Source organism: Methylosinus sp. LW4 (assembly GCF_000379125.1).
Taxonomy (GTDB): domain Bacteria; phylum Pseudomonadota; class Alphaproteobacteria; order Rhizobiales; family Beijerinckiaceae; genus Methylosinus.
The window spans coordinates 864,489-887,058 of record NZ_KB900626.1 but is presented as its reverse complement, the minus strand read 5'-3'; the positions used below and the strand labels follow the sequence as shown (position 1 = coordinate 887,058).

Sequence of the window (22,570 nt, the reverse complement as noted above, 5' to 3'; positions counted from 1 at the left end):
TTTACGAGGCCGCTTCGGTTTCGGCCGGGAATTTCGTTCTGATCGCCTCGACGATGCGCGCCATGCGCGAGCCGTTCGAGCCCTTGATCATGACCACATCGCCGGGCTCCAGCGCAGAGAGCACCGCCTCCTCGAGCTCGGCGGCGTTGGCGCGATGCGCGCCGCGCATATGCTCGGGCGCGGCGTAGAAGAGCCGCGCCATCAACGGGCCGGCGGTGAAGAGGAGATCGACGCCGGCCGCCTCGAGGTCTTTGGCGAGGCTGGCGTGCAATTCGCCTGCGCTCGGCCCGAGCTCCAGCATGTCGCCGAGCACGGCGATGCGGCGGCGCGCGCTTCTCTCGGCGCCGATGAGATCGAAGGCCGCGCGCATGGAGGTGGGATTGGCGTTATAGCTCTCATCGACGAGCGTGAAGCTCCCGCCGCCGGTCGCCAAAGTCTCGCGACGGCCGCGTCCCTTGGGCGGCGCGAAATCGGCGAGCGTCTCCGCCGCCTCGGCGATATCTATGCCGAAGACATGGGCCATGACCAGCACGGCGAGCGAGTTGACCGCAAAATGCTTGCCCGGCGCGCCGATGCGATACCGCAGACGGCGGCCGAAAATCTCCGCCTCGGCGACTTGGCTCTCGCCGTCATAGGAGAGCAGCCGCGCCTGCGCGGCCTCGCTCTCGCCGAAGGAGAAGACATGCGCGGCTCTGGAAGCGGCGGCGCCTTCCAGCAGCGTCTCATAAGTCTCGTCGTCGCGATTGATGATGGCGACGCCGCCTTCGACGAGGCCGGAAAAAACTTCGGACTTCGCCGCCGCTATGGCCTCGAGCGAGTCGAAATGCTCGAGATGCACGGGCGCGACGCGCGTCACCACGGCGACATGCGGCTCGACGAAGCGCACGAGCGACGCGATCTCGCCCTCGTGATTCATGCCGATCTCGAACAGGCCGTAGCGCGCCGACGCCGGCATTCGCGAGAGCGACAGCGGCACGCCCCATTGGTTGTTGTAGGAGGCGGCGGAGGCGTGCGTCTCGCCGAAGCGCGAGAACAGCGTCTTCGCCATGTCCTTGGTCGAGGTCTTGCCGACCGAGCCGGTGATCGCGGCTATATAGGCGGGCGAGCGTTCGCGCGCGCGGGCGCCGAGATATTCCAGCGATTCCTGCACGTCGCGCACGACATAGAGCGGCGAGAGATCGCGAAACTCGGCGGCGTGCGCGTCGTCGATCACCGCGCCCGCGGCGCCGCGCTCGAAAGCCATGCGCACGAAATCATGACCGTCGCGCGCCTCGCCCTTTATGGCGAAGAAGAGATCGCCCGGCGCCAGCGTGCGCGTGTCGATGGACACCCCGTTGACGTCGCGCGGCAAGCCGCCGCTGATGCGCGCGCGCAAGGCGCCGATCAGCCCCAGTCCGGTCCATAGCGCTTGCTGTTTCATTCGAGTCCACCCTGCAAGGCCGCCTCGACCGCCGCCCGGTCGGAGAATGGCAGGACCTGATCGCCGACGATCTGGCCCGTTTCATGGCCCTTTCCGGCGACCACCAGAGCATCGCCCTCGCGCAGCCAGGAGACCGCCGCGCGGATCGCCGCGGCGCGGTCGCCGATCTCGTGAATCTCCGCGCCTTTCGCGCCGCGCGCCGCCTCCAATATGGCGGCGCGGATCGAGGCCGGCTCCTCGCTGCGCGGATTGTCGTCGGTGACGACGACCACATCCGCCGCGCGCGCCGCGATCTCGCCCATCAGCGGCCGCTTGCCTCGGTCGCGATCGCCGCCGGCGCCGAAGACGACGACGAGCCGTCCTTTCGCCAGAGGACGCACCGCCGCCAGCACCTTGTCCAACGCGTCGGGCTTATGCGCGTAATCGACGAAAACGGGCGCGCCGTCGCGCGCGCCGATGAGCTCCAGCCGTCCGGGCGCGCCGCGCAATGTCTCGAGCGCCGCGAAAACCTGCGCCGGCGCCTCGCCGCAGGCGATCGCCATTCCGGCGGCGACCAGCGCATTGGAAATTTGAAACGCGCCGGCGAGCGGCAGGGCGACGGTGAAAGCCTCGTCGCCGCAACGCAGCCGCAAGCGCGAGCCGAGCGCCTGCGCATCGGCCTCGAGCAGCGCAATGGCGCGGCCCTTCTCGCCGACGTCGAAGATCGTCAGCCCGCGCTTCTCGCAAATATCGATCACGCGCGCGGCCACCGAGCTGTCGGCGTCGATCACCGCCGTCTGGCCGGGCGCGAGCAGCGTGTCGAAGAGGCGCATCTTCGCCTCGAAATACTCCTCGAGATCGCGGTGATGATCGAGATGGTCGCGCGAGAAATTGGTGAAGGCGCCGACTGTCAGACGCACGCCGTCGAGGCGTCGCTGATCTATGCCCAGCGAGGACGCCTCCATGGCGAGATGGGTGACGCCGCGCGCGGCCAGCGCATCGAGCGATTGATGCAGCGCCACTGGCCCCGGCGTCGTCAGCGAGCCGTAATGCGCGCCGTTTTTATCGACGATTCCGATCGTGCCGAGCGACGCCGCGTCGCGGCCGAGCGTGAGCCAGATCTGGCGCAGGAAATCGACGACCGAACTCTTGCCGCTGGTGCCTGTCACCGCGGCGATGGTCTGCGGCTGACGCGCGAAAAAACGCGCCGCCGCATGAGCGAGCGCAGCGCGCACATCCGCGACCACCAGCAGCGGCAGCCCGACCTCCGCCGTGCGCGGCGCGACGATGACCCGCGCGCCACGTGCGCGCGCATCGGCGACATAAGCGAGGCCGTCGCCGGCATGGCCCGGCACGGCGAAGAAAGCATAGCCTTCGCGCACGTCGCGGCTGTCCGCGGTGACGCCGGCGATATCGAGATCGCCGAGGTTCGCCGCCGTCGCTTCGTCGAGAAGGTCGGAAAATCGCATCAATGCCCTCCCCCGCCCGGAACGGCGGGACTATTGGCTATGCCATAGCCGAGCTTGGCGAGCAGCGGGAAAGGCTGCGTCGGCAATTCGAAGCGCGGCGGCAGGCCCAGCAGCGGGCCGACGCGCTCGATGATCTGCCCCGTCACCTGGCCCGAGTTATAGGCGGCCGTGGCGTAGCCTCCGGTCTCCGGCAGGCCCTGCGGCTCGTCCATTATGGTGAGGAACAGATACTTCGGTTTGTCCGCCGGCGCCACCGCCATGAAAGTGGTGAAGAGACGCGTCTTGGAATAATGGCCGCCGATCACCTTTTCGGCCGTGCCGGTCTTGCCGCCGACGAAATAGCCGTTGACGTTGACCTTCTTGGCGGAGCCGATCTCGGCGTTGAGCCGCATGAGATAGCGCATGGACTCGCTGGTCTCGGGCCTGATCACCTGCACGGCGCTCTTCTTCGCCTCCTCCTCGTTGCGCTTGAGGAAAGTGGGCGTCATCAGATAGCCGCCGTTCATCAGCGCGCCGACCGCCATCATCGCCTGCAGCGGCGCGACGGCGAGACCATGGCCGAAGGCGATGGTCATGGTGTTCAGCTCGCCCCAATTCTTCGGCACGATCGGCTCGGCGCTCTCCGGCAGCTCGGTGCGCATGCGCGAGAGCTGGCCCATCTTGCGCAAAAACGCCTTGTGCCGCTCGACGCCCTGGCCGAGCGCCATGCGCGCCGTGCCGATGTTAGAGGAATGGGTGAACACTTCCGGCAGAGTCAGCACGCGATTGGTCGCGTGATAATCGTGAATGCGGAAATGGCCGAAATTGAGCGTGCCGCGCGCGTCGAGATGCGAGTTGAGATTGACCTTGCCGGAGTCGAGCGCCATTGCGATGGTCAGCGCCTTGAAGGTGGAGCCCATCTCATAGACGCCGACATTCATGCGATTGATGATCGTCGGATCGCGCATGTCGCCTGGCTTGTTGGGATCATAATCCGGCAGCGAGGCGAGCGCGATGATCTCGCCCGTGTTGACGTCCATGATCGCCGCGGCGCCGGCCTTGGCCTTGAAATGCGCAATGCCCTTTTCCAGCTCGTCGCGAATGGCGTGCGTCGCCTTTATGTCGATCGACAGCGAGATGGGCTTCAGCTCCTCCGGCGTCAGGCTGAAGCCGGCGTCATGCAGATCGGCTAGGCCTTGCCCGTCGATATATTTCTCGATTCCGGCGATGCCGGCATTGTCGATATTGACATAGCCGAGCACATGCGCGCCAGCCGGCCCGTTGGGATAGACGCGCTTGTTCTCCGGCGCGAGGCCGACGCCCGGCAGGCCGAGATGAAACACTTCGTCGCGCTGCTTGGGCGTCACCTCGCGCTTCACCCAGACGAAGCCCTTGCGCGAAGCGAGACGCTCGCGCAATTCGCGCGAGTCGACATTGGGCAGCACCGCGGTCAGCAGCTCCGTCGCCTCGTCCTTGTCGATGAGCCGGCGCGGCTCGGCGAAAACCGACATGGTCTTCACATCGGTCGCGAGTATCTCGCCATTGCGATCGAGCACATCGGGGCGCGAGGCGGCGATAGGCTCGCCGGAGGCGCGGCGCATCGTCGTCGGATCGGGCTTGAAGCCGATGGCGACGAGACGCGCGCCAATGCCGACATAGAGGCAGCAAAAGCCCACGGCGACGATGCGCATGCGCGTCCCCGTCTTGCCGAGCGAGGTGGCGAACAGCCCGTCGAGCTGGCCGCGCAGGCTCTTGCGCGCGGCTTTCGTCAAAGTTTCGGCTGTCGTCATCGCGGCTTTCCTTTCGGCGTCGTCGGCGCCTCGCTCGCAGCCGGCGTCGTCGCGGCGCCGCCGAGGCCGAGCGCGTCCAGCTTGCGGCCGATCGAGTCGATGCGCTCGGGCTTTTCCGGCAGCGATTGCGCCGTGGCGATCTGCGTGACGGCGACCGGCTTCAGATCGAGATATTTGTCGGCGAGCTCCTGCACGCGCTCGGGACGCGTCATGAAGGCCCATTCGGCGCGCAGCACGGCGATGGCGTCGCGCTCGCTCTTGGCCTCGCGCTTCATCTTGTTGATCTGCTCGGCGCGCAGCATGGTCTGATATTTGATCGAATAGGCGTAGAAGCCCGAGCCGATCAGCGCGAGAATGGCGACGACATTGAGAATGCGCAGCATCAGCGTCTTCCTTTCGCGCGTTCCGGCAGGCGGGCGAGGCGCGCCAGAGACTCGTCGATCGCGCGCGCCGGCGCGTCCGTTCGCGTCGCGAAACGCAGCTTGGCGGAGCGCGCGCGCGGATTTGCGGCGATTTCGCGGTCCGAAGGCGTCATCGGCTGGCGCCCTTCACTGGTGAAGGTCGGCGGCGGCGGAATCGGCTCGCCCGGCAGGCGGCGCGAGCGCGTCTCGCCGCGGCCCGAGCGCTCGCCTAAGAACTGCTTGACGATGCGATCCTCGAGCGAGTGAAACGTCACTACGGCCAGCCGGCCGCCCGGCTTCAACGCCCGCTCGGCGGCGCCGAGCGCGGCCACCAGCTCGCCCAGCTCGTCATTGACGGCGATGCGCAGCGCTTGGAAGCTCTTCGTCGCCGGATGAATGTCGCCCGGCTTTCCGGGCGCGGCGCGCTCGATGATCTGCGCCAGCGCGCGCGTCGTCTCTATGCGGCCGGCCTCGCGCGCCTTGACGATGGCGCGGGCGATGCGGCGCGAGGCGCGCTCCTCGCCATAGTGATACAGAATATCGGCGAGCGCCTCCTCCTCGGCTTCCGCGACAATGTCGGCGGCGCTCGGCCCGCGCCCCTCCATGCGCATGTCGAGCGGCCCGTCATTGCGGATGGAGAAGCCGCGCGCCGCCTCGTCGAACTGCATGGAGGAGACGCCTATGTCGGCGACGATTCCATCGAGCGGCGCCAATCCCGCGCGCTCGGCGACCTGGGCCAGCTCGGAGAAGCGCGCCTCGACAAGGGTCAGCCGGCCGCCGGCCGCCTCCACCAGCGCGTAGCCGCCCCTTATGGCGCTCGGATCGCGATCGAGCGCCAGCACGCGCGTGCCTTCCCGCGCCAGCAAGGCGCGCGTGTAGCCGCCGGCGCCGAAGGTGGCGTCCAGGTAGACGCCGCCCGCCTGCGGCGCGAGCGCGGCGACCGCCTCCTCGAGCAGCACGGGAACATGCCGCTCAGCGCCGCTCGCCGTCATTTCTCCTCCGATCCGAAAATGTCGCCGCAGAGCCGGCGCGCGCCCGTCGGACGCGCCCTCCAGGGCGGATATTTGGCGTCGACGCGGCCGTCCGCCGAGCCCGCGCGCAGGCGCGAAAGCGCCGACGCGCGAAAGGCGCGGGCGCGCCTTCTCCCGGAGAGACGTGTCATCGCTCTGAACAACAACGCATATCATGAAGAACCACGGGCGACGGAGCGGCGCGGGCGGCGCGGCGCTTGCGATTATTAGCCGTCGTCAGGGTTAAGGGAGCGTTGACGCGAGCGCGGGGCGCGCATTTCGCGTTAGCCATCGGAGTGGGCGTGGCGGTAGGCCGTAGCAAATTCCACAGGCGCCGTATCGACCCTCCCCTTTAGGGGGAGGGTCGGACCGCGCAGCGGTCCGGGGTGGGGTTCGACAGCAAAGACTCGGGGCGTTCACCCCCTCCCGAGCGCATTCGCGCTCGACCTCCCCCCTCTAGGGGGAGGTAGAAGCGCCTCTTCCGGCGCTCGTCTCGCTCGCCCGAAAAAATCGCCAGTCGGCCTATAAGCCGGGTTCTGTATGGCGCGGTCGGGTCGCCCCTTCCACGCGCGATGGCCATTCCTCTGGGACGACGCTTGCGCGCCGCCTCTAGCGACCAACCCGGGCGACGGCCCGGAGACGGGCCGGGAAATATCGCTATTTCCAGTCGCCCCTATTCGGTCTTGCTCCCGGCGGGGCTTGCCATGCCTCGAACGTCGCCGCCCGAGCGGTGCGCTCTTACCGCACCCTTTCACCCTTACCGCGGCCCCGAGGGGCGCGGCGGTTTGCTTTCTGTGGCGCTTTCCCTGGGGTCGCCCCCGCCGGACATTATCCGGCGCCGTGTCTCCGTGGAGCCCGGACTTTCCTCTATCCCGAAGGACAGCGGCCATCCAGCCGACTGGCTGATGTGCCAATAGGCAGCCCGGCGCGGAAGGTCAAGACGCCGCAAAAACCAGCGGCCGCGGCTGCGCAGAGCCGCGCGCATCAGTAGAACAACTTATGAATCAGCCGAGTAGAGACCGCTGCGGCGCGGCGCCGCGCGCCTTTTCGGGGAAAAGCGGGGACCTCTGCTTGCGCGTGAGGCGACCCAGACGGCAAAAAGGATTAACGTCTGGTCCCGTCGGACGGGAGACGGCGGCAACGGAGCGAATTTCCACTTTGGCGACAGCGGTGAAATCGAACGGAAGACGTGTGGTGATCTCCGGCATGGGCGCGGTTTCGGCCGCCGGCGTCGGGGCCCAGCCGCTATGGGAGGCGGCGCGCGACGGCCGATGCCAGGTCCGCCCGCTGAAGCTCGAGCGCCCCTATGGCGGCCGCATCAAGATCGCCGCGCAGCCGCAGGATTTCGATCCGCTGGCCCATCTCGAGCCCGAGATTCTCCCCTATTGCGACCCTTTCACCCAATACGCCATCGTCGCCGCCGACGAGGCCATGGCGCAGGCGGGCTTCGCGCGCAAGGACATCGCCGGGCCGCGCACGGCGGTCGTCATCGGCTCTGGGATCGGCGGCTCCAAGACCATCGATGACGAGGCGCATAAGGAATATCACACGCGCGAGCGGGCCGATCCGCTGACCGTGCCGCGCCTCATCCCCAGCGCCGCGCCCACAATGCTGGGCATGCGCTATTCTTGCAACGGGCCGACTTTCGCCATCGCCAGCGCCTGCTCCTCGGCGAGCCAGGCGATCGGGGTCGGGCTGGAGATGATCCGCTCCGGCGCGGCCGATCGCGCCATCGTCGGCGGGGCGGAGGCGGCCGTCATCAATGGCTCGCTGCGCTCCTGGGAGGCGCTGCGCGTGCTGACGCCGGATTTCTGCCGGCCCTTCTCGGCCGGCCGCAACGGCATAGTGCTCGGCGAGGGCGCCGCGATCTTCGTGCTGGAGACGGAGGAGCTCGCCCATTCCCGCGGCCACGCGCCTCTCTGCGAGCTCGCAGGCTATGGCACGACGAGCGACGCTTTCGATCCGCTGCGGCCCAATGTCGAAGGCCCCTCCTCCGCCATGCGGCAAGCGCTGGAGAGCGCCGGCCTCACGCCCGACGATATCGATTATCTCAACGCCCATGGCACCGGCACCTACGCCAATGACATCACCGAGTCGGAGGCGATCCTGCGCGTCTTCGGCGAGCGCGGCGCGCGTCTGCCGGTCTCCTCGACCAAGCCGATCCACGGCCATGCGCTGGGCTCCTCCGGCGCGCTCGAGCTCGCCATCACGATCAGCGCCCTGCGCGAGCAGCTCGCCCCGCCGACGATCCATTTCAAGGCGCCGGACCCCAAATGTCCGGTCGACCCCGTGCCGCACGAGGCGCGCCGCGTGCCGATGCGCGCCGCCATGTCCAATTCCTTCGCCTTCGGCGGCATCAACGCCGTGCTGGTGGTGCGGCGAGCGCGGTAGTGGGGCGGCGGCGATCATAATTGCGCTACGGGCGAAACCGATCGTCTATCTGATCGCCCGAATTTTCGCGCTCTCCTCGACGAGGATCGAGGAGAGCGCGCGGGACTTTTTACAAAGAATAGCCCGTGATGGCGGAGGCGAACCACAGCCACGGATCCGCGCCGGAGAGGCTGGCGAAGAGCAGAGCCGCCGCGGCGAGTTGAACGCCGATGGCGACCAGCGCCGCGCGCGACAATTTTCCGGCGCCGTCGTCGAGACGGCTCGCGCCGACATAGAGCAGGAGCGAGATCAGCAGCGATCCGTAAGTCACCGCCGGGCCGCCCGGAATGACGAAGCGCAGCGCGCGCGCCGTCGCCGGCGCGATGAAGGTGAAGAAGCTCGCCAGCTGAAAATGCCGATGCCACTCGGGACGGCGGACAGTGACGAAAGCGCCGACGCCGAAGAAGGCGACCTCGGCGATCACCCAGAAAGGATAGGCGAGGCCGATCAATGGCGCCGTTCCCGCGACCTGCGGATTCGCCGCGGCGACGCGCGCCACCGCCGTGACGATCGACAATGCGATCACGAGGCCGAAGAGGACCGCGCCGATCACGCCCACCGTGCGATGGTTCTTCAGCGCTCCTCTGCTCGCGGCGACATATTGATAGATGAACACGGCGAGCCAGGCCGTCGTCGTCACGCCATGCGCGAGCACGAGCAGCGTCAGCGGCTTGCCGGCGCCGAAGACCGGCTTCAGATAGAAGGTCGGCGCAAAGCCGACGAGCAGGAGGAGAACGCCGAGCCCGACGAACCAGCCTTGTTTCGGCAGACGAATTTTGGAGGCGACGGGTAGGCTATCGACGGCTTCGCTCATGGGATCGACCTTTGACGTGAGAAGGAGCGGATAGCGCGCTCAATGCGCGAGCGGATCGGGCCGCAGCTGGAAATTCACCACCAGCGGGCTCGAATAGGCGGCGGGCGTCGCGCCCGGCGCGCCGGGCGCCGGGGCGTCGATCGCCTCTATGTGATAGGGCGTGCGATTGCCGGAAGTGACCCAGAGGCCCCTGCCCTTCCAGCCGGCTTTCGCATCGTCGATGCGGCCGTCGACTCCTTTGGCATAGAAGCCGAGCGGATAGGGCACACGCAGCTCGACGATCCTGCCGCCGACCAGCGCATGCAGCGAATCCGACTGATTGCCCGTGGCGATCGGCGTATCGGCGCCGAGGCCGAGAATATCGTGCTGGTCGACCCACAGATAATAGGGCGTCTCCGCCGCGCCCGGCGCGCCGGCGAAGCCCGGCCCCGGCAGCGGGTAGAAGCTCCAGCCCTCCGGGCATTTCTCGCCCTTCTCGGCGCCCGGCCCGTTGAGCGGCCCCTTGCATTTGCGGCGGTCGAAGCTCGCTATATGGCCGCTGCCGAGCGCCGCCCAGAAAACGCCTTTGCGATCGACATCCGCGCCGCGAATTCCGTAGCCGGGCGCGGGAACCTTATAGACCTCCGCCAGCGCCGTCTCCGGCGGATTGGCGCCGGGCGCGAGACGCACCGCATAGCCGGGAAAGGCGAGGCTCGATCCCCACACCGAGCCGTCGAGCGGGCTCCAGGAAATGCTGTAGTAATTGAGCGGAACGCGCGTGTCCTTGGCGGGATCGACCGGCTTGCCCGGCTCATTGTAGCCCTCGTCGCGCTTGCCGTTTCCATTGGTGTCGACGATGAGCGGCGTCCAGCCCTGCGAGGCGGCGGCGTCGCCGGTCGCGAGGAATTTCTTCGTATCCACCCAGCCGACGACGGCGAGATCGGGAGAGCCGAGCGTGTTGAGCCACAGCGTATTATTCGCATCCTCGGCGAAATTCAGATGATGCGAGGAAAAGCAGGTGTCGATGAAGGAGAATTGCTTCGTCGACGGATCATAGATCGTCACCTGACGCTGACCGCCCGAGAATCCTTCGGGCCGCGCCGAGAGCGGATAGAGCTGCGCCGAGCGCAGCGCGGACGTCTTGTCGCAGAAGGCGGGCGCATTCTTCGGCGCGCGCGCCTGCGCGGCGAAATAGATTTTGCCCGTCTCGTCCAATGTCGGCGTATGCGCGTTGAACTTGCTGTTCCAGATCGCCTCGCTTCCCAAATAGGGCGAAGGATCGACCACCGGATTGCCGAGCAGAGAAGACGGCGTATCGGCGTCGCGCACCTTGGCGTCGATGAGCCATTTCTTGTTCGTCTGCGGATCGATCACCGGAATATCGTCGCTGCCGAGCTCCGTCGCGCCATAGATGAGGCCCTTGGCGTTCACCGTCGGCTTGCGCTTGTCGGTGATGGCGAGGTCGTGAAGATAATGTTTGGGCGAGGCCCATTCGCGCACGGTGACGACGATATTGCGCTCGACGCCGGAGGGGCGCGGCGGCGTCTCATGCGGCAGCTCGCCGGCCTTTATGCGATCGGTCCAATCGGCGAACAGCGCCAGCTGGCCGCCGTCGGTCGTATCGAGGCGGGAAATCGTGTTGACCATCGCCGACCCCGCTTGGCCGGAGCGCAGGCGCCGCGCCCAGGCCTCCTGCGACGTCTCGAAATGGCCGAGCGCCGGCGGAATCGTGCGCGTCGCATAATTGCCGAGCTGGTGACACGGCCCGCAGCCATTGGTCTTGACGAGATCGAGCCATTGCTCCTGCGATTTGAAATTCTCCGGCACGCCATTGCCGGACGGCCCCGTGCCGGGGAATTTGGCCCTGTCCGGCACGCGCAGCAGCGAGAGCCAATAGATCGGCGGGTAATATTGCGCCGCCGCCTCGAGGCTCGGCGCGACGGAAGCCTCATGATCGACGAGCTTGCCCGGCTCGGCGGCGATCTTCTTGGAATCCACCAGCCCATAGCCGCGCGTCCACACGCGATAATGCGCCTTGGGCAGATCGGGAATGACATAGCGGCCAAGATCGTCGGTCACGACGATCTTGGCGTAGCGCGTGCCGAGCTCGGTCGTCTCGGCGATGACCCAGACGCCCGCCTCCGGCCCGAATCGGCTCGTCACCACGCCGCCGATGGCGTCGGCGTCGATCTCGACGCGTTGCGCCTGCCCATGGGCGGCGAAGGGAAGCAGCGCGCCGCCGAGCGTCGCGGCGAAAGCGAGGAAACCTGTGAAGCGCATGTCCGAGCCTACAATATACAAAGCCGATAGATTATAACGAATTTATCGGCCCTGTCGAGACGGCAGGCTCCTTTCCAGTGCGCCCCTTGAAAACCATGGCGAGCGAGCGCGACGTAGGTCGCGGCGCTCACTTTTTCTTGCAGGCCTCGACGAATTTGCCGATTTTCTCCGCTGCGCCCTTCAGCGGCGCGGATTGTTTCGAGCCGCCGATCGTCACGACGAGCGCCTCGCCCCGCGCCATTGCAGCGAAGATCGGATCATCGGCGACGACCCGCCCTTCGAAGCTCGGAACGCCCGCCTCCTCGTTCGGCACGAGCTTTCCCGCGACCTTCGTCTTCGAATCGCCGACCGCCAAGATCGCCGTCGCGGCCTTGCCGGCCTTCTGCTTGCCGTCGGTCTCGGAGATGAACAGCGTCGTCGCGCCGCTATGCGCGTCGCAATGAAAGCCGCCGAAGGAATCATCCGTTTCGGGAACGCCATAGTTGAGAAAGGCCATTTGCGGCTTCGCCTCGTCGAGCGAGAAGCTCCAAATGCGCCCCTGCTGCGCCGCCGCCGGCGACGCCATCCCCATAAGCGCGACGAAGAGCGCGGCTGACGCCCTCCGAGCCGATGCATTCGACATTTTCCGCTCCATCTCGAGACATGCGCGCCGCGCGCGCCGTCGCTATGATAGGCCGAATGCGAATGCACGACGAAGCGAGGAAAAAATGGCCACTGTGACGCTGCTCGGCGACGACGAGCTCTCGGACGAAGCCCGCGCGGTCTTCGACGATATTCGCGCGACGCGCAAAAGCGATTTCGTCAATAATTTCTGGCGCGCCCTGGCGCATGATCCAGCGACGCTGAAACGCACTTGGGAGAGCATAAAGGCGGTGATGGGACCGGGCGTCCTCGACCCCAAGGTGAAGGAGATGATCTATATCGCCGTCTCCATCGCGCATGGCTGCAGCTATTGCATCCACTCCCACACGGCGAGCGCGCGCGCCAAGGGCATGACCGAGGCGGAGTTCAACGAGCTGCTCGCCATCGTCGGCATGGCCTCGGAGACCAACCGCCTCGTCACCGCGCTGGGCGTGGAGGTGGACGCCGAATATGACATTCGCTGAAATGGCGAGGCCCATGCTCGAGGGCGCGAGGTCCCGCCTCGAGGGCGCCAGCTCCCGCCTCGAGGGCGCATGATCCCGCAAATCGGCGCGGACTTAACCGCGCCTTAACTGCGATCACATAAACCAGGAGCCGGCGCGGCGAGGCGAATGAGCGTCCCCGCGCGAGGCGTGCCCCCGATGTTCTCCACCGAATTTCAGCGTCTCGTTCTCCCGCGTCTCGCCATTCCGCTGCTGGGCGGATTGCTGCTCGCGGCGGCCCAGGGCGGCGCCCGCGCCGCCGAGGCGCCGAAGAACGTCTATTTGATCTCCGGCACCGAAGGCTATGGCGTCGTCGAATGCATCACGCAGAAGAAAGAATGCGGGAAGATCGTCGCCGACAGCTGGTGCGAGTCGCATGGCCACGGCCCCGCGGTGGCCTTCGGCCGCGCCGACGACGTGACCTCGGCGATCGGCCCGGCCTCGGCGCGCAAGCCCTTGACGGCGGAAGCCGCCGTCGTCTCCTGCGGCGAGTGAGCGTGGGCGGGCGCAAGCCCGCCGCCGCGTCATTTTTTCAAGAACTCGGCGCATTGCGCGACGTCGCCGGCGCCCCAGGGCTGGATCGGCACGCCCGAGGTGGAGTTTTCCGGCGAGCCTTCGATCAGGCGATCGGAATAGGCCATATAGACCAGCGCATTGTGCTTGGCGTCGCAGCCGCGCACGATATGCAGGCGCTTCCACAGCGCCGAGCGGCGCTCGCTGAACACTTCGTCGCCCTGACCGAATTTCTCCTTGAATTTCACCGGCCCATATTGACGGCAGGACAGCGACACATCGGAGGTCTGCTCCGCGACGCCGAACATTCCGGCGACGCCGCCCTTCTCATGCACGGTGTAATAGCAGGCCACGCCGTCGATGTCGGGGTCGTCCAGCACATAGGTCGCCAATTTGTCGTTGGGCGTCAGCAGCTTGAAGTCGGTGGACTTGCGAAAGATCAGATCCGGCCCGTCGGCCCGGGCGGGCGCTGCGCCGAGGGCGGCGAAGAGCCCGGAGGCGATGAGAGCGGACAGGACGAATTTGGACGGCTTCATAACTGCGTTCCTCCAGAGCGCCGGGAAATTCCCTCGACAAATGTCGTGACGCGCCTTGTTCGCGACAAGAAGCTCGCGACAATCGCGCGCCGATTGATCGGACGGACGATATGCCCGATATGGTCTCGAGCTCGACGGTTTCGGATTCGCCGGCCCGCGGCGCCTCGCCTTTCGAATCGCGCAATATAGGACCAATGTCGGCGAAACATATCATTCGGAAGACGTCCGCCCGCCATCGGCTCCTGCAACGCCTCGCGGGCGCGCTCGGTCTGGCGGCGGCCGCGCTGCTCTCCGCGCCAGCGATGGCGCAATCGGCCTATTGCGACAATTTGCGCGCGCAGATCGCCGCCGCCGGCAACAACAGCGGCTCGGCCCGCTATCGCGCCGCCGCCGCGACCCAGCAGAAAGAGATCGACCGCACGGTCGCCTATGGCCATTCCATCGGCTGCGACCGGCAGCAGTTTCTCTTCTTCGGCAATGCGCCGCCGCCGCAATGCGGCGCGATCAACGGCCGCATCGCGCAGATGCGCTCCAATCTCGCCGCGCTCCAGCAGAATTCCGGCGACGGCCAGCGGCAAGCGCTGCAGGCGCGCTTCGATCAACAATGCCGGCAGCCGCAGCAGCCGACGCGCGTCGCCTCCCGTCAGCGCAATATTTTCGAGGAGCTGTTCGGCTCGCAGGAGGAGGAGCCGACGCCTGTCCGCGAGCTTCCCCTCGACGGGCAGCAGGATCGCGGCGAGGACGACAATGGCGGGCCAGTCGCGCACGGCGGCTCGCTGGCGGTCTGCGTGCGCGCCTGCGACGGCGGCTTCTTCCCCATCAGCTATTCGGCGCGGCGCGCCAATCTCGCCGATCTCCAGGAATTGTGCCGGGCGCAATGCCCCAATGTGGAAGTGACGCTCTACACGCGCTCGCCCTCGCGCGATATCGAGACCGCGGTGTCGATGGATGGCGAGGCCTATGGCGACCATCCCAATGCGCTGAAATTCACCAAGAGCTATGATCCGACCTGCTCCTGCCGGCCGCCGGGCCGCAGCTGGGCGGAGACGCTCGCCGAGGCGGAGCGCCTGCTGGCCGAGCGCAACAAGGGCGATCTCGTCGTCTCGGCGGAAAAGGCGGAGGAAATGTCGCGGCCGATCATCGCGCGCACGGCGCGGGGCGCGGTCTCGCCCAATCTCCCCGCCACGGAGGCGACGCAGCCGGAGAAGCGCCCGGTCGACGCGCATGAGACGACGCGCGAGATCGTCGGCGCCGATGGCGTCAAGAAGCGCGTCCGCGTCATCGCGCCGACCTTGTGATCTCCTCCCGCTCATAGAGCGTCCAGGCGAAGCCCGAGAGGCCCGACGCCGGGAAATATCCCCGCCGCAGGAAGGCCGAGCGGCAATCCTGCGGGCCGGCGGAGCGTCGCTCCGCATGATCGGCCTTCGCATCCGGCAAATCGACCACAAGCAGAAAAGCCGGCGGCGTCGCGCACCATTCAGCGGGAGAGACGGCCGTCGCGGCGAAGCCCAGCCTACGGGCGTGATAGGCGACGACGGCCTTGGTTTCGCCGCGGGCGAAATCGACGGCGTAGGACGCCTCTTTCCGTTCGGCCATGATCTTCACCGCATCGGCGTAATGGCCGCGGCCATCGCGGTAGAAATCGGCGAGTTGGATAGCCTCGCCGATAGCGAAAGCGCCCAGCAGGCCAACGGCCAACCCGCGCCGCCACGCGCCGGCGCGCCAAAGGGCGGCGCAGCCTTCGGCCGCGAGCAGCGCGAGGCCGATCGCCGCGGTCGAGTGAAAACGCGGATATTGCTGGCTCGGCAGGCCGGCGGCCACATGCAGCAGCGGCAAGCCAAAGACGGCGATGGCCGGGAAGCCCCGCCGCTCCGCCGGCAGAACCGCCAGCAGGCCGAGGGCGAGCAGCCCGGCGGCGCCGAGCAGGACGAAATCATCGACGCCGCGCGGAAAGCCCAAGGTCGCCCGCGCCATTCCGGCGACGCCCTCGGCGAAGATCGCCGGGCTCAGCGGAACCATGGCCCCGACCTGAAAATCCGGGGCCAGCGCGCCATAGGCGAAGCAGGCGAGCGCGGGAAGGCTGGCGAGCCCGGCGACAGCCCCGATTGCGACCGTCCGGCCGAGAGTGCTGCGACGAAAACGCAGCAGCGCCGTCAGCGCCAGCGCGCCGCTCGCCTCGATCATCGTCAGATGGGAGAAGGTCCCGAAACAGATCGCCGCCGCCAGCGCCAGCAGCCGGCGCCAAGAGGCGCCCTCCGCCAGAATGGCGTCCACGAGACCATAGGCCAGCAGCACGGCGAGCGTCATGCCGGCATAGCCGCGCGCCTCAGAGCCGTAATGGACGAAGAAATAGGAGGTCGCGAAGACGAAAGCCGCGATGAGGCCGGCCGCGTCGAAATAGCGGCGGCTGGCGGCCGCGGCGGCGGGAATGGCCAGCGTCCCGAACACGATCGCGGCGAGACGCATCAGCGGAACCGGCGCGTTCGGCCCTATGAGATAGAGCCAGGCGGAATTGGCGACGTGATTATTGTCGTGATGCAAGCCGATGAAGACGTCGCCGAAGGAATGCGCCCGCTCGAGCAGGTTCAGCGTCCAGATTTCATCGAGCCAGAGATCGCCTTGCGCAGCGCAGAGGCGCAGCGCAGCGCCGATGAGGGTCAGGGCGATGAGGGCTTCAAGATGGAAGCGGTTCGATCGCAGATCGAGAACGGCCGCGCGATCTCGCGCGGAAATATCGAGGGTCATGCAAACGGCTCGGTACGCGATGCGAGCCTGAAGGCTCGCGGTCCAGTGGCGGGCTCGGACCGCGAGCCTTCAGGCTCGCCCTGCTTCATCGGGATAGAATCTCACAGAGCGGTCAACGAAAGCTCAAGCCTCCGCTCTCAGCGGCCGCATCAGCAGCGCCTCTATCGCCTGATCGACGCCGATCGCGCCCGACAATATCGCATCGACCGCCTCGGCGATCGGCATTTCGACGCCGCGCTCCTTGGCCATGGCCACGAGGGCGGAGGCGGTGAAGGCGCCCTCGGCGAGCTTGCCGTGGGCGGCCTCGAGCGGCGCCTCGCCGCTCGCCAGCGCCGCGCCCAGGGCGAAATTGCGCGATTGCGCCGAGCCGCAGGTGAGCACCAGATCGCCGAGGCCGGAGAGGCCCATCAGCGTCTCCTGATTGACGCCATAGGCGCGGCCGAGACGCGTCAGCTCGGCGAAGCCGCGCGCGATCAGCGCGGCGCCGGCGCTGGCGCCGAGCGCCCTGCCCGCCGCCATGCCGCTCGCTATGGCGAGCACATTCTTCGCCGCGCCGCCGATCTCGACGCCCAGCACATCGGTTGAGCGATAGAGGCGGAAGGCGCGCGTCGACAATATCTCGCACAGGCGCTTGGCCAGCGCCTCGTCGCGCGCGGCGAGCGTCACCGCCGTCGGCAGGCCGCGGCAGACATCGGCGGCGAAGCTCGGGCCGGAGAGAATGGCGATATTCGCCTGCGGCAACTCCTGCGCCGCCACCTCGCTCATGAAGCGCCGCGTGCCACTCTCTATGCCCTTGGAGCAGATGACGAAAGCCGTTCCCGGCGCGAGAATGTCGCGAAAGCGCCGCGCCACTTCGCGCATCGCCTGCGCCGGAACCACCGAGAGCACGACGCCGGCGCCCGCCACGGCCTCGAGATCGGCGGAAGGCGCGACGCCCGCCGCCAACGGCAGGCCCGGCAGATAGGCGCGGTTCTCGCGGTCGCGCGCGAGGGCGGCGATATGGGCGGGATCATGACCCCAGAGCGCCACTCTCTCGCGCCCAGTCGCGGCCACATTGGCGAGCGCCGTTCCCCAGGCGCCCGCGCCCAGCACGGCGATCTTCTTCTCCTCGCTCGTCATCGCATCCCGATCTTCTGATTGTCCGAGCGCGCCCATAGCCGCTCGAATGTCGCCTCGAACTGCTCGACCGCACTAGGGCTTTCGATCAATATGAGGTCATTGTCCTGGAATTCTTCGCCCGAGACCGAAAAATTGGCGGAGCCGCTGCGCAGCATCCGTCCGTCCACCTGATAGGACTTCAGATGCATCAGATCGCGCGAGCGGCCCTTGCGCCTGATCTCCATATTGCGGGCGGCGGCGACCGCCTCCACCGCCGAGCCGAGGCCGCCGCGCTCCTCCCCGTCGATATAGATTCGCACGCGCACGCCGCGCATGGCGGCGGCGCCGAGCGCCGAGATCACCGCGCGATCGGTGAGGACATAAGCGGCCATATCGATGGATTTTTTGGCGCCGCCGATGAGCCGCAGATCGATGTCCTCGAAGCCGGGGCGCGGCCCATAGAAGACGCGCACGCCGACGGCGAGCGGCTCCTGCGACAGCAGGCCGCCGGGCTGCGGCGGAACCGAGAAGGTCGCCGCCGCGGCCAGCAAGAGCCGCTTCATCTCATCCGCCCCGCCGAAGGCATCGAGCGCTCACGCCTTGCCGTGGTGCAACGCGCCGGCGTTGGCGTCCAGCGGCCAGCGCGGGCGGGCGGCGAAGGTCAGATCATCGGTCATGCCGCGCGCAAAGCGCTCGAGCCCGGCCCAGGCCACCACCGCGCCATTGTCCGAGCACAGCCCCGGCGGCGGCGAGACGAAGCGCAGGCCGGTCTCGGCGCAAAGACGCGTGAGCGCGCGGCGGATCGCGCCATTGGCGCCGACGCCGCCGCCGATGACGAGCCCATTGGGCTGGCCGCCATTCTGGGTGAAGATGCGCAGGCCGGAGCGCACGCGATCGACCAGAACATCCACGATCGCCGCCTGGAAGGAGGCGGCGAGATCAGCGACGTCGCGCTCGGTCGGCGTTCCGATCCGGGCGATCTCCTGGCGCACCGCGGTCTTGAGGCCGGAGAGCGAGAAATCCGCCCCCTCGCGGCCGAACATGGGACGCGGAAAATCGAAGCGGGCCGGATCGCCCTCCTCCGCCAAACGCTCGATATGCGGGCCGCCGGGATAGGGAAGCCCGAGCATTTTGGCGACCTTGTCGAAGGCCTCGCCGGCCGCGTCATCCACTGTCGAGCCGAGCCGCTTGTAATCCCCGACGCCCATCACGGCGACGAGCTGCGTATGGCCGCCGGAAACCAGCAGAGCGAGATAGGGGAAGTCCAGCCGCTCGGTCAGGCGGCCGGTGAGCGCATGGGCCTCGAGGTGATTGACGGCGATGAAGGGCTTGTCGGCGGCGAGCGCCAGCGCCTTGGCCGCGGTGAGGCCGACGAGAATGCCGCCGATGAGGCCCGGCCCGGCGGAAGCCGCTATGGCGTCGACGCCGGCGATGTCGGTTCCCGCCGTATCCAGCGCGCGGACGATCAGCCGCTCCAGCACATCGATATGGGCGCGCGCCGCGATCTCCGGCACGACGCCGCCATAGGCCGCATGCTGGGCGATCTGGCTCATCACCTCATTTGAGAGAATGTCGCCGCCATCGCCGCCGATGCGCGACGCCACGACGGCGACCGCCGTCTCGTCGCAGGTGGTTTCAATGCCGAGCACGCGCATGGACGGATCCTCGAGCGCCGGCGGACGAATCGCCCTGCCGGCGGGAGCCAAAACAGGCGCCAACCTATAGGCGCGCGGCCCGGCAAAGCAAATCGCCGATCTATTTCTTGAAAAACGCGTCGGCGGCCGCGAGCGAGGCCGCCTTGGCGGCGCGCGCCTGCTCGAGCCGCTCGATCTCGGCGCGCAGCAGCGCGATGCGCTCGTCGAATTCGGCGACCGAGAGCGCGTCCAGGGGCTGGCCGATCTCGTGCGAGACGGTCTTGCCGCCGCCCGCTCCGGCGCGCGGACGCTCATCCTGGTCGTCGATCATGGCGTGGTCCCCGAAGCTTTCCTCGCGGAATTGCATTAGACCAGAAAAGCGCGCCGCTCGCCATGCATCGGGACAAGCGTCCATTTTCTGCGCCGGCGGGGCCGCCGTTCACGGAATATTCGTCTGGGCCGACCTATTTTGCGACAAGGACCGGTCATTCGCCGGACAATCCCGGCGCCGCCGGTTGCGAGCGTGAGCTCGAATATGCGAAACCTTCGGGGGAAGCTCTCGGCGGTCCGGTTCTTGTATGTTGCGCCGCAGCGTGGCGCCCGGAAAATGATGCTATGACCAAATGGGTCTATAATTTCGGCGGCGGCGCGGCCGAAGGCGCGGCCGCGATGAAGAACCTGCTCGGCGGCAAGGGAGCCAACCTCGCCGAAATGGCCGGGCTCGGCCTGCCGGTCCCCCCTGGCTTCACCATAACCACCGAGGTTTGCTCGCATTTCTATGCGAATGGCAAGACCTATCCGGCCGAGCTCGGCGCGCAGATCGACGCGGCGCTGGAGCGTCTCGGCGAGCTCGCCGGCCATAGCTTCGGCGAGTCGAAATGGCCGCTGCTGGTCTCGGTGCGCTCCGGCGCCCGCGCCTCCATGCCCGGCATGATGGATACGGTGCTGAACCTCGGCCTCAACGACAAGACCGTCGGGGCGCTGGCGGCGATCGCCGGCAATGAGCGCTTCGCCTATGATTCCTACCGTCGCTTCGTCGAAATGTATGCGACAGTGGTGCTCGGCCTCGAGCATCACGCGTTCGAGGACGCGCTCGAGCACTATAAGGAGAAGAAAGGCCTCTCGCTCGACACGGATCTTTCGGCCGATGATTGGCGCTTTATCGTCGACACATTCAAGACGATTGTCGAGAAAGCGACCGCCCGCCCCTTTCCACAGGAGCCGCGCGAGCAATTATGGGGCGCGATCGGCGCCGTCTTCTCCTCCTGGATGAATCACCGCGCCATCATCTATCGCCAGCTGCACAATATTCCCGAGGATTGGGGCACGGCCGTCAATGTTCAGGCCATGGTCTTCGGCAATATGGACGATAATTCCGCGACCGGCGTCGCTTTCACACGCAATCCCTCGACCGGCGCGCGCGAGCTCTATGGCGAGTTCCTCATCAATGCGCAGGGCGAGGATGTCGTCGCCGGCATCCGCACCCCGCAGCCGATCACCGAGGCCGCGCGCCGCGCCGGCGGCTCCACCCGTCCCTCCATGGAGGCGGCGCTGCCGGATGTGTTCGAGGAGTTCCGCCACGTCTCGGCGCTGCTCGAGAAGCATTATCGCGACATGCAGGACATGGAGTTCACCGTCGAGCGCGGGAAGCTCTGGATGCTGCAGACGCGCACCGGCAAGCGCACCGCGCCGGCCGCGCTGAAGATCGCCGTCGACATGGCCAATGAGGGGCTCATCACCCGCGACGAGGCGATATTGCGCATCGATCCACTGTCGCTCGACCAATTGCTGCATCCCACCATCGACCCGGACGTGAAGACGACCATATTGGCCAGCGGCCTGCCCGCTTCGCCCGGCGCCGCCGTCGGTGAGATCGTCTTCGACGCCGCGGAGGCCGAGGCGCTCGCCGCGCAGGGCCGCAAGATCATTCTGGTGCGCGTCGAGACGAGCCCGGAGGATATCGGCGGAATGCACGCCGCCGAGGGCATATTGACGACGCGCGGCGGCATGACCTCGCACGCCGCCGTGGTGGCCCGCGGCATGGGCAAGCCCTGCGTCTCCGGCGTCGGCGCCATCCGCGTGAGCTATGAGGACCAGAGCTTTTCAGTCGCGGGGCGCCGCTTCGCCAAGGGCGATCTCGTCACCATAGACGGCTCGGCCGGCCGCGTGATCGCCGGCGCGGTGAAGATGCGCCAGCCGGAGCTGACCGGCGAATTCGCCGTGCTGATGGAATGGGCGGACAAGGCCCGCCGCATGCGCGTGCGCGCCAACGCCGAGACGCCGGCGGACGCCCGCGCGGCGCGGCGCTTCGGCGCCGAGGGCGTCGGCCTCGCTCGCACCGAGCATATGTTCTTCGAGGACGACCGCATCGTCTCCGTGCGCGAGATGATCCTCGCCGACGATGTCGAGGGCCGCCGCGCCGCGCTCGCCAAGCTGCTGCCGATCCAGCGCGGCGATTTTCAGGAGCTGTTCGAGATCATGGCCGGCCTGCCGGTGACGATCCGCCTGCTCGACCCGCCGCTGCACGAGTTTCTGCCGCATACGGAATCCGAGATCGCCGAGGTGGCGGAGGCCATGGGCGCCGATCCGGCCAAGCTGCGCCAGCGCGCCAAGGAGCTCTCCGAGTTCAATCCCATGCTCGGCTTTCGCGGCGTGCGCCTCGCCGTCGCCTTCCCCGAGATCGCCGAGATGCAGGCGCGCGCGATCTTCGAGGCGGCGATCGCCTCCGCCGCGCAAACCGGCGTGCCGGCGACGATCGAGATCATGGTGCCGCTGGTCTTCTCCAAGGCGGAGCTGGATTTCGTCGCCGCGCGCATAGACGCGACGGCGAAGGCGCTCGAGCAGGAGACCGGCCTCTCGCCCAAATATCACATCGGCACGATGATCGAGCTGCCGCGCGCCTGCCTGCGCGCCGCCGAGATCGCCGAGACGGCGGAGTTCTTCTCCTTCGGCACCAATGACCTCACCCAGACGGCGCTGGGCGTCTCGCGCGACGACGCCGGCTCCTTCCTCGGCGCCTATGCGCAAAAAGGCATATTGCCGGCCGATCCTTTCGTGACCATCGATCAGCAGGGCGTCGGCGAGCTGGTGCGCCTCGCCGCGACGCGCGCCCGCGCGCAACGTCCCGCGATCAAGCTCGGCATTTGCGGCGAGCATGGCGGCGATCCGGCCTCCATCGCCTTCTTCGAGAGCGTCGGCCTCGATTACGTGTCCTGCTCGCCCTATCGCGTGCCGATCGCCCGCCTCGCCGCGGCGCAGGCGGCGCTCGGCAAGGAGGCGGTGAGCACGGCGTGAGCGCAGCCTTTCGTTAAGAATTTTCGCCGAGACTACTTACGGGATTGTCGCAAACGGCTCCCGTAATATTTCAAG

At 67.4% G+C, this 22,570-nt stretch carries 19 protein-coding genes and 1 other RNA gene; 5 read left to right on the top strand and 15 right to left on the bottom strand.

Annotated features, from left to right (window positions below; all coding sequences use genetic code 11):
- Position 1: 1 nt before the first annotated feature.
- The 6 genes from METLW4_RS0104480 to rnpB all read right to left on the bottom strand — a co-directional run bounded on the left by METLW4_RS0104480 (position 2) and on the right by rnpB (position 6,950).
- The gene (locus METLW4_RS0104480) at positions 2–1,420 is read right to left on the bottom strand and encodes a UDP-N-acetylmuramoylalanyl-D-glutamyl-2,6-diaminopimelate--D-alanyl-D-alanine ligase (protein WP_018265005.1); all 1,419 of its coding nucleotides are present in this window, start codon (positions 1,418–1,420) and stop codon (positions 2–4) included.
- On the bottom strand, positions 1,417–2,868 hold the full coding sequence (locus METLW4_RS0104475) for a UDP-N-acetylmuramoyl-L-alanyl-D-glutamate--2,6-diaminopimelate ligase (RefSeq protein WP_018265004.1): 1,452 nt from the start codon (positions 2,866–2,868) through the stop codon (positions 1,417–1,419). The genes METLW4_RS0104480 and METLW4_RS0104475 overlap by 4 nt, the downstream gene beginning before the upstream one ends.
- Positions 2,868–4,637, bottom strand: coding sequence for a peptidoglycan D,D-transpeptidase FtsI family protein (locus METLW4_RS0104470; protein WP_018265003.1), 1,770 nt, complete (start codon positions 4,635–4,637; stop codon positions 2,868–2,870). Before METLW4_RS0104470 ends, METLW4_RS0104475 begins: the two co-directional genes overlap by 1 nt.
- Positions 4,634–5,020: a cell division protein FtsL gene (ftsL, locus tag METLW4_RS0104465; RefSeq protein WP_018265002.1), complete on the bottom strand. Its 387-nt coding sequence runs from the start codon at positions 5,018–5,020 to the stop codon at positions 4,634–4,636. The genes METLW4_RS0104470 and ftsL overlap by 4 nt, the downstream gene beginning before the upstream one ends.
- Entirely contained in the window at positions 5,020–6,030 is a 1,011-nt protein-coding gene (gene rsmH / locus METLW4_RS0104460) for a 16S rRNA (cytosine(1402)-N(4))-methyltransferase RsmH (RefSeq protein WP_018265001.1), read from the bottom strand. Before rsmH ends, ftsL begins: the two co-directional genes overlap by 1 nt.
- Positions 6,031–6,557: 527 nt before the next feature.
- Positions 6,558–6,950: RNase P RNA component class A (rnpB, locus tag METLW4_RS26660), an RNA gene on the bottom strand.
- Between the two features lie 256 nt (positions 6,951–7,206).
- Here rnpB and METLW4_RS0104450 point away from each other — a divergent pair.
- Positions 7,207–8,439, top strand: coding sequence for a beta-ketoacyl-[acyl-carrier-protein] synthase family protein (locus METLW4_RS0104450; protein ID WP_026191244.1), 1,233 nt, complete (start codon positions 7,207–7,209; stop codon positions 8,437–8,439).
- Between the two features lie 109 nt (positions 8,440–8,548).
- Here METLW4_RS0104450 and METLW4_RS0104445 read toward each other — a convergent pair whose 3' ends face one another.
- The 3 genes from METLW4_RS0104445 to METLW4_RS0104435 form a co-directional block, all read right to left on the bottom strand.
- Positions 8,549–9,292: a hypothetical protein gene (locus METLW4_RS0104445; protein ID WP_018264998.1), complete on the bottom strand. Its 744-nt coding sequence runs from the start codon at positions 9,290–9,292 to the stop codon at positions 8,549–8,551.
- 39 nt (positions 9,293–9,331) lie between these two features.
- Positions 9,332–11,551: a carboxypeptidase-like regulatory domain-containing protein gene (locus METLW4_RS0104440; protein ID WP_026191243.1), complete on the bottom strand. Its 2,220-nt coding sequence runs from the start codon at positions 11,549–11,551 to the stop codon at positions 9,332–9,334.
- A 127-nt stretch (positions 11,552–11,678) separates the two neighbouring features.
- Positions 11,679–12,173, bottom strand: a complete 495-nt coding sequence (locus METLW4_RS0104435) for a hypothetical protein (protein WP_043332185.1) — start codon at positions 12,171–12,173, stop codon at positions 11,679–11,681.
- 85 nt (positions 12,174–12,258) lie between these two features.
- Between METLW4_RS0104435 and METLW4_RS0104430 the strand changes: the two genes are divergently transcribed.
- Both METLW4_RS0104430 and METLW4_RS0104425 read left to right on the top strand, forming a co-directional pair.
- On the top strand, positions 12,259–12,657 hold the full coding sequence (locus tag METLW4_RS0104430) for a carboxymuconolactone decarboxylase family protein (protein ID WP_018264995.1): 399 nt from the start codon (positions 12,259–12,261) through the stop codon (positions 12,655–12,657).
- Positions 12,658–12,834: 177 nt separating this feature from the next.
- Positions 12,835–13,170 (top strand): hypothetical protein, encoded by a 336-nt coding sequence (locus tag METLW4_RS0104425; protein ID WP_018264994.1) that lies wholly within the window; start codon positions 12,835–12,837, stop codon positions 13,168–13,170.
- Between the two features lie 29 nt (positions 13,171–13,199).
- Here the strand turns inward: METLW4_RS0104425 and METLW4_RS0104420 are convergent, their stop codons facing one another.
- A complete protein-coding gene (locus METLW4_RS0104420; protein WP_018264993.1) occupies positions 13,200–13,724 on the bottom strand; it encodes a CreA family protein in 525 nt (174 codons plus the stop codon).
- A 194-nt stretch (positions 13,725–13,918) separates the two neighbouring features.
- Between METLW4_RS0104420 and METLW4_RS0104415 the strand changes: the two genes are divergently transcribed.
- Positions 13,919–15,022: a DUF2865 domain-containing protein gene (locus METLW4_RS0104415; protein WP_157234898.1), complete on the top strand. Its 1,104-nt coding sequence runs from the start codon at positions 13,919–13,921 to the stop codon at positions 15,020–15,022.
- Here METLW4_RS0104415 and METLW4_RS0104410 read toward each other — a convergent pair.
- From METLW4_RS0104410 to METLW4_RS0104390, 5 genes are all read right to left on the bottom strand, one after another.
- Positions 15,003–16,469, bottom strand: coding sequence for a hypothetical protein (locus tag METLW4_RS0104410; protein WP_018264991.1), 1,467 nt, complete (start codon positions 16,467–16,469; stop codon positions 15,003–15,005). The two genes, METLW4_RS0104415 and METLW4_RS0104410, sit on opposite strands and share 20 nt — an antisense overlap.
- A 123-nt stretch (positions 16,470–16,592) precedes the next feature.
- A complete protein-coding gene (locus METLW4_RS0104405) occupies positions 16,593–17,588 on the bottom strand; it encodes an NAD(P)H-dependent glycerol-3-phosphate dehydrogenase (RefSeq protein ID WP_026191241.1) in 996 nt (331 codons plus the stop codon).
- Positions 17,585–18,130 (bottom strand): phospholipase D-like domain-containing protein, encoded by a 546-nt coding sequence (locus tag METLW4_RS0104400; protein WP_018264989.1) that lies wholly within the window; start codon positions 18,128–18,130, stop codon positions 17,585–17,587. The genes METLW4_RS0104405 and METLW4_RS0104400 overlap by 4 nt, the downstream gene beginning before the upstream one ends.
- A gap of 30 nt (positions 18,131–18,160) precedes the next feature.
- On the bottom strand, positions 18,161–19,222 hold the full coding sequence (tsaD, locus tag METLW4_RS0104395; protein WP_026191240.1) for a tRNA (adenosine(37)-N6)-threonylcarbamoyltransferase complex transferase subunit TsaD: 1,062 nt from the start codon (positions 19,220–19,222) through the stop codon (positions 18,161–18,163).
- A 100-nt stretch (positions 19,223–19,322) separates the two neighbouring features.
- Positions 19,323–19,532, bottom strand: a complete 210-nt coding sequence (locus tag METLW4_RS0104390; protein ID WP_026191239.1) for a DUF1192 domain-containing protein — start codon at positions 19,530–19,532, stop codon at positions 19,323–19,325.
- 284 nt (positions 19,533–19,816) lie between these two features.
- Here METLW4_RS0104390 and ppdK point away from each other — a divergent pair, with 284 nt between their 5' ends.
- The gene (ppdK, locus tag METLW4_RS0104385) at positions 19,817–22,495 is read left to right on the top strand and encodes a pyruvate, phosphate dikinase (protein ID WP_018264986.1); all 2,679 of its coding nucleotides are present in this window, start codon (positions 19,817–19,819) and stop codon (positions 22,493–22,495) included.
- Positions 22,496–22,570: the final 75 nt, after the last annotated feature.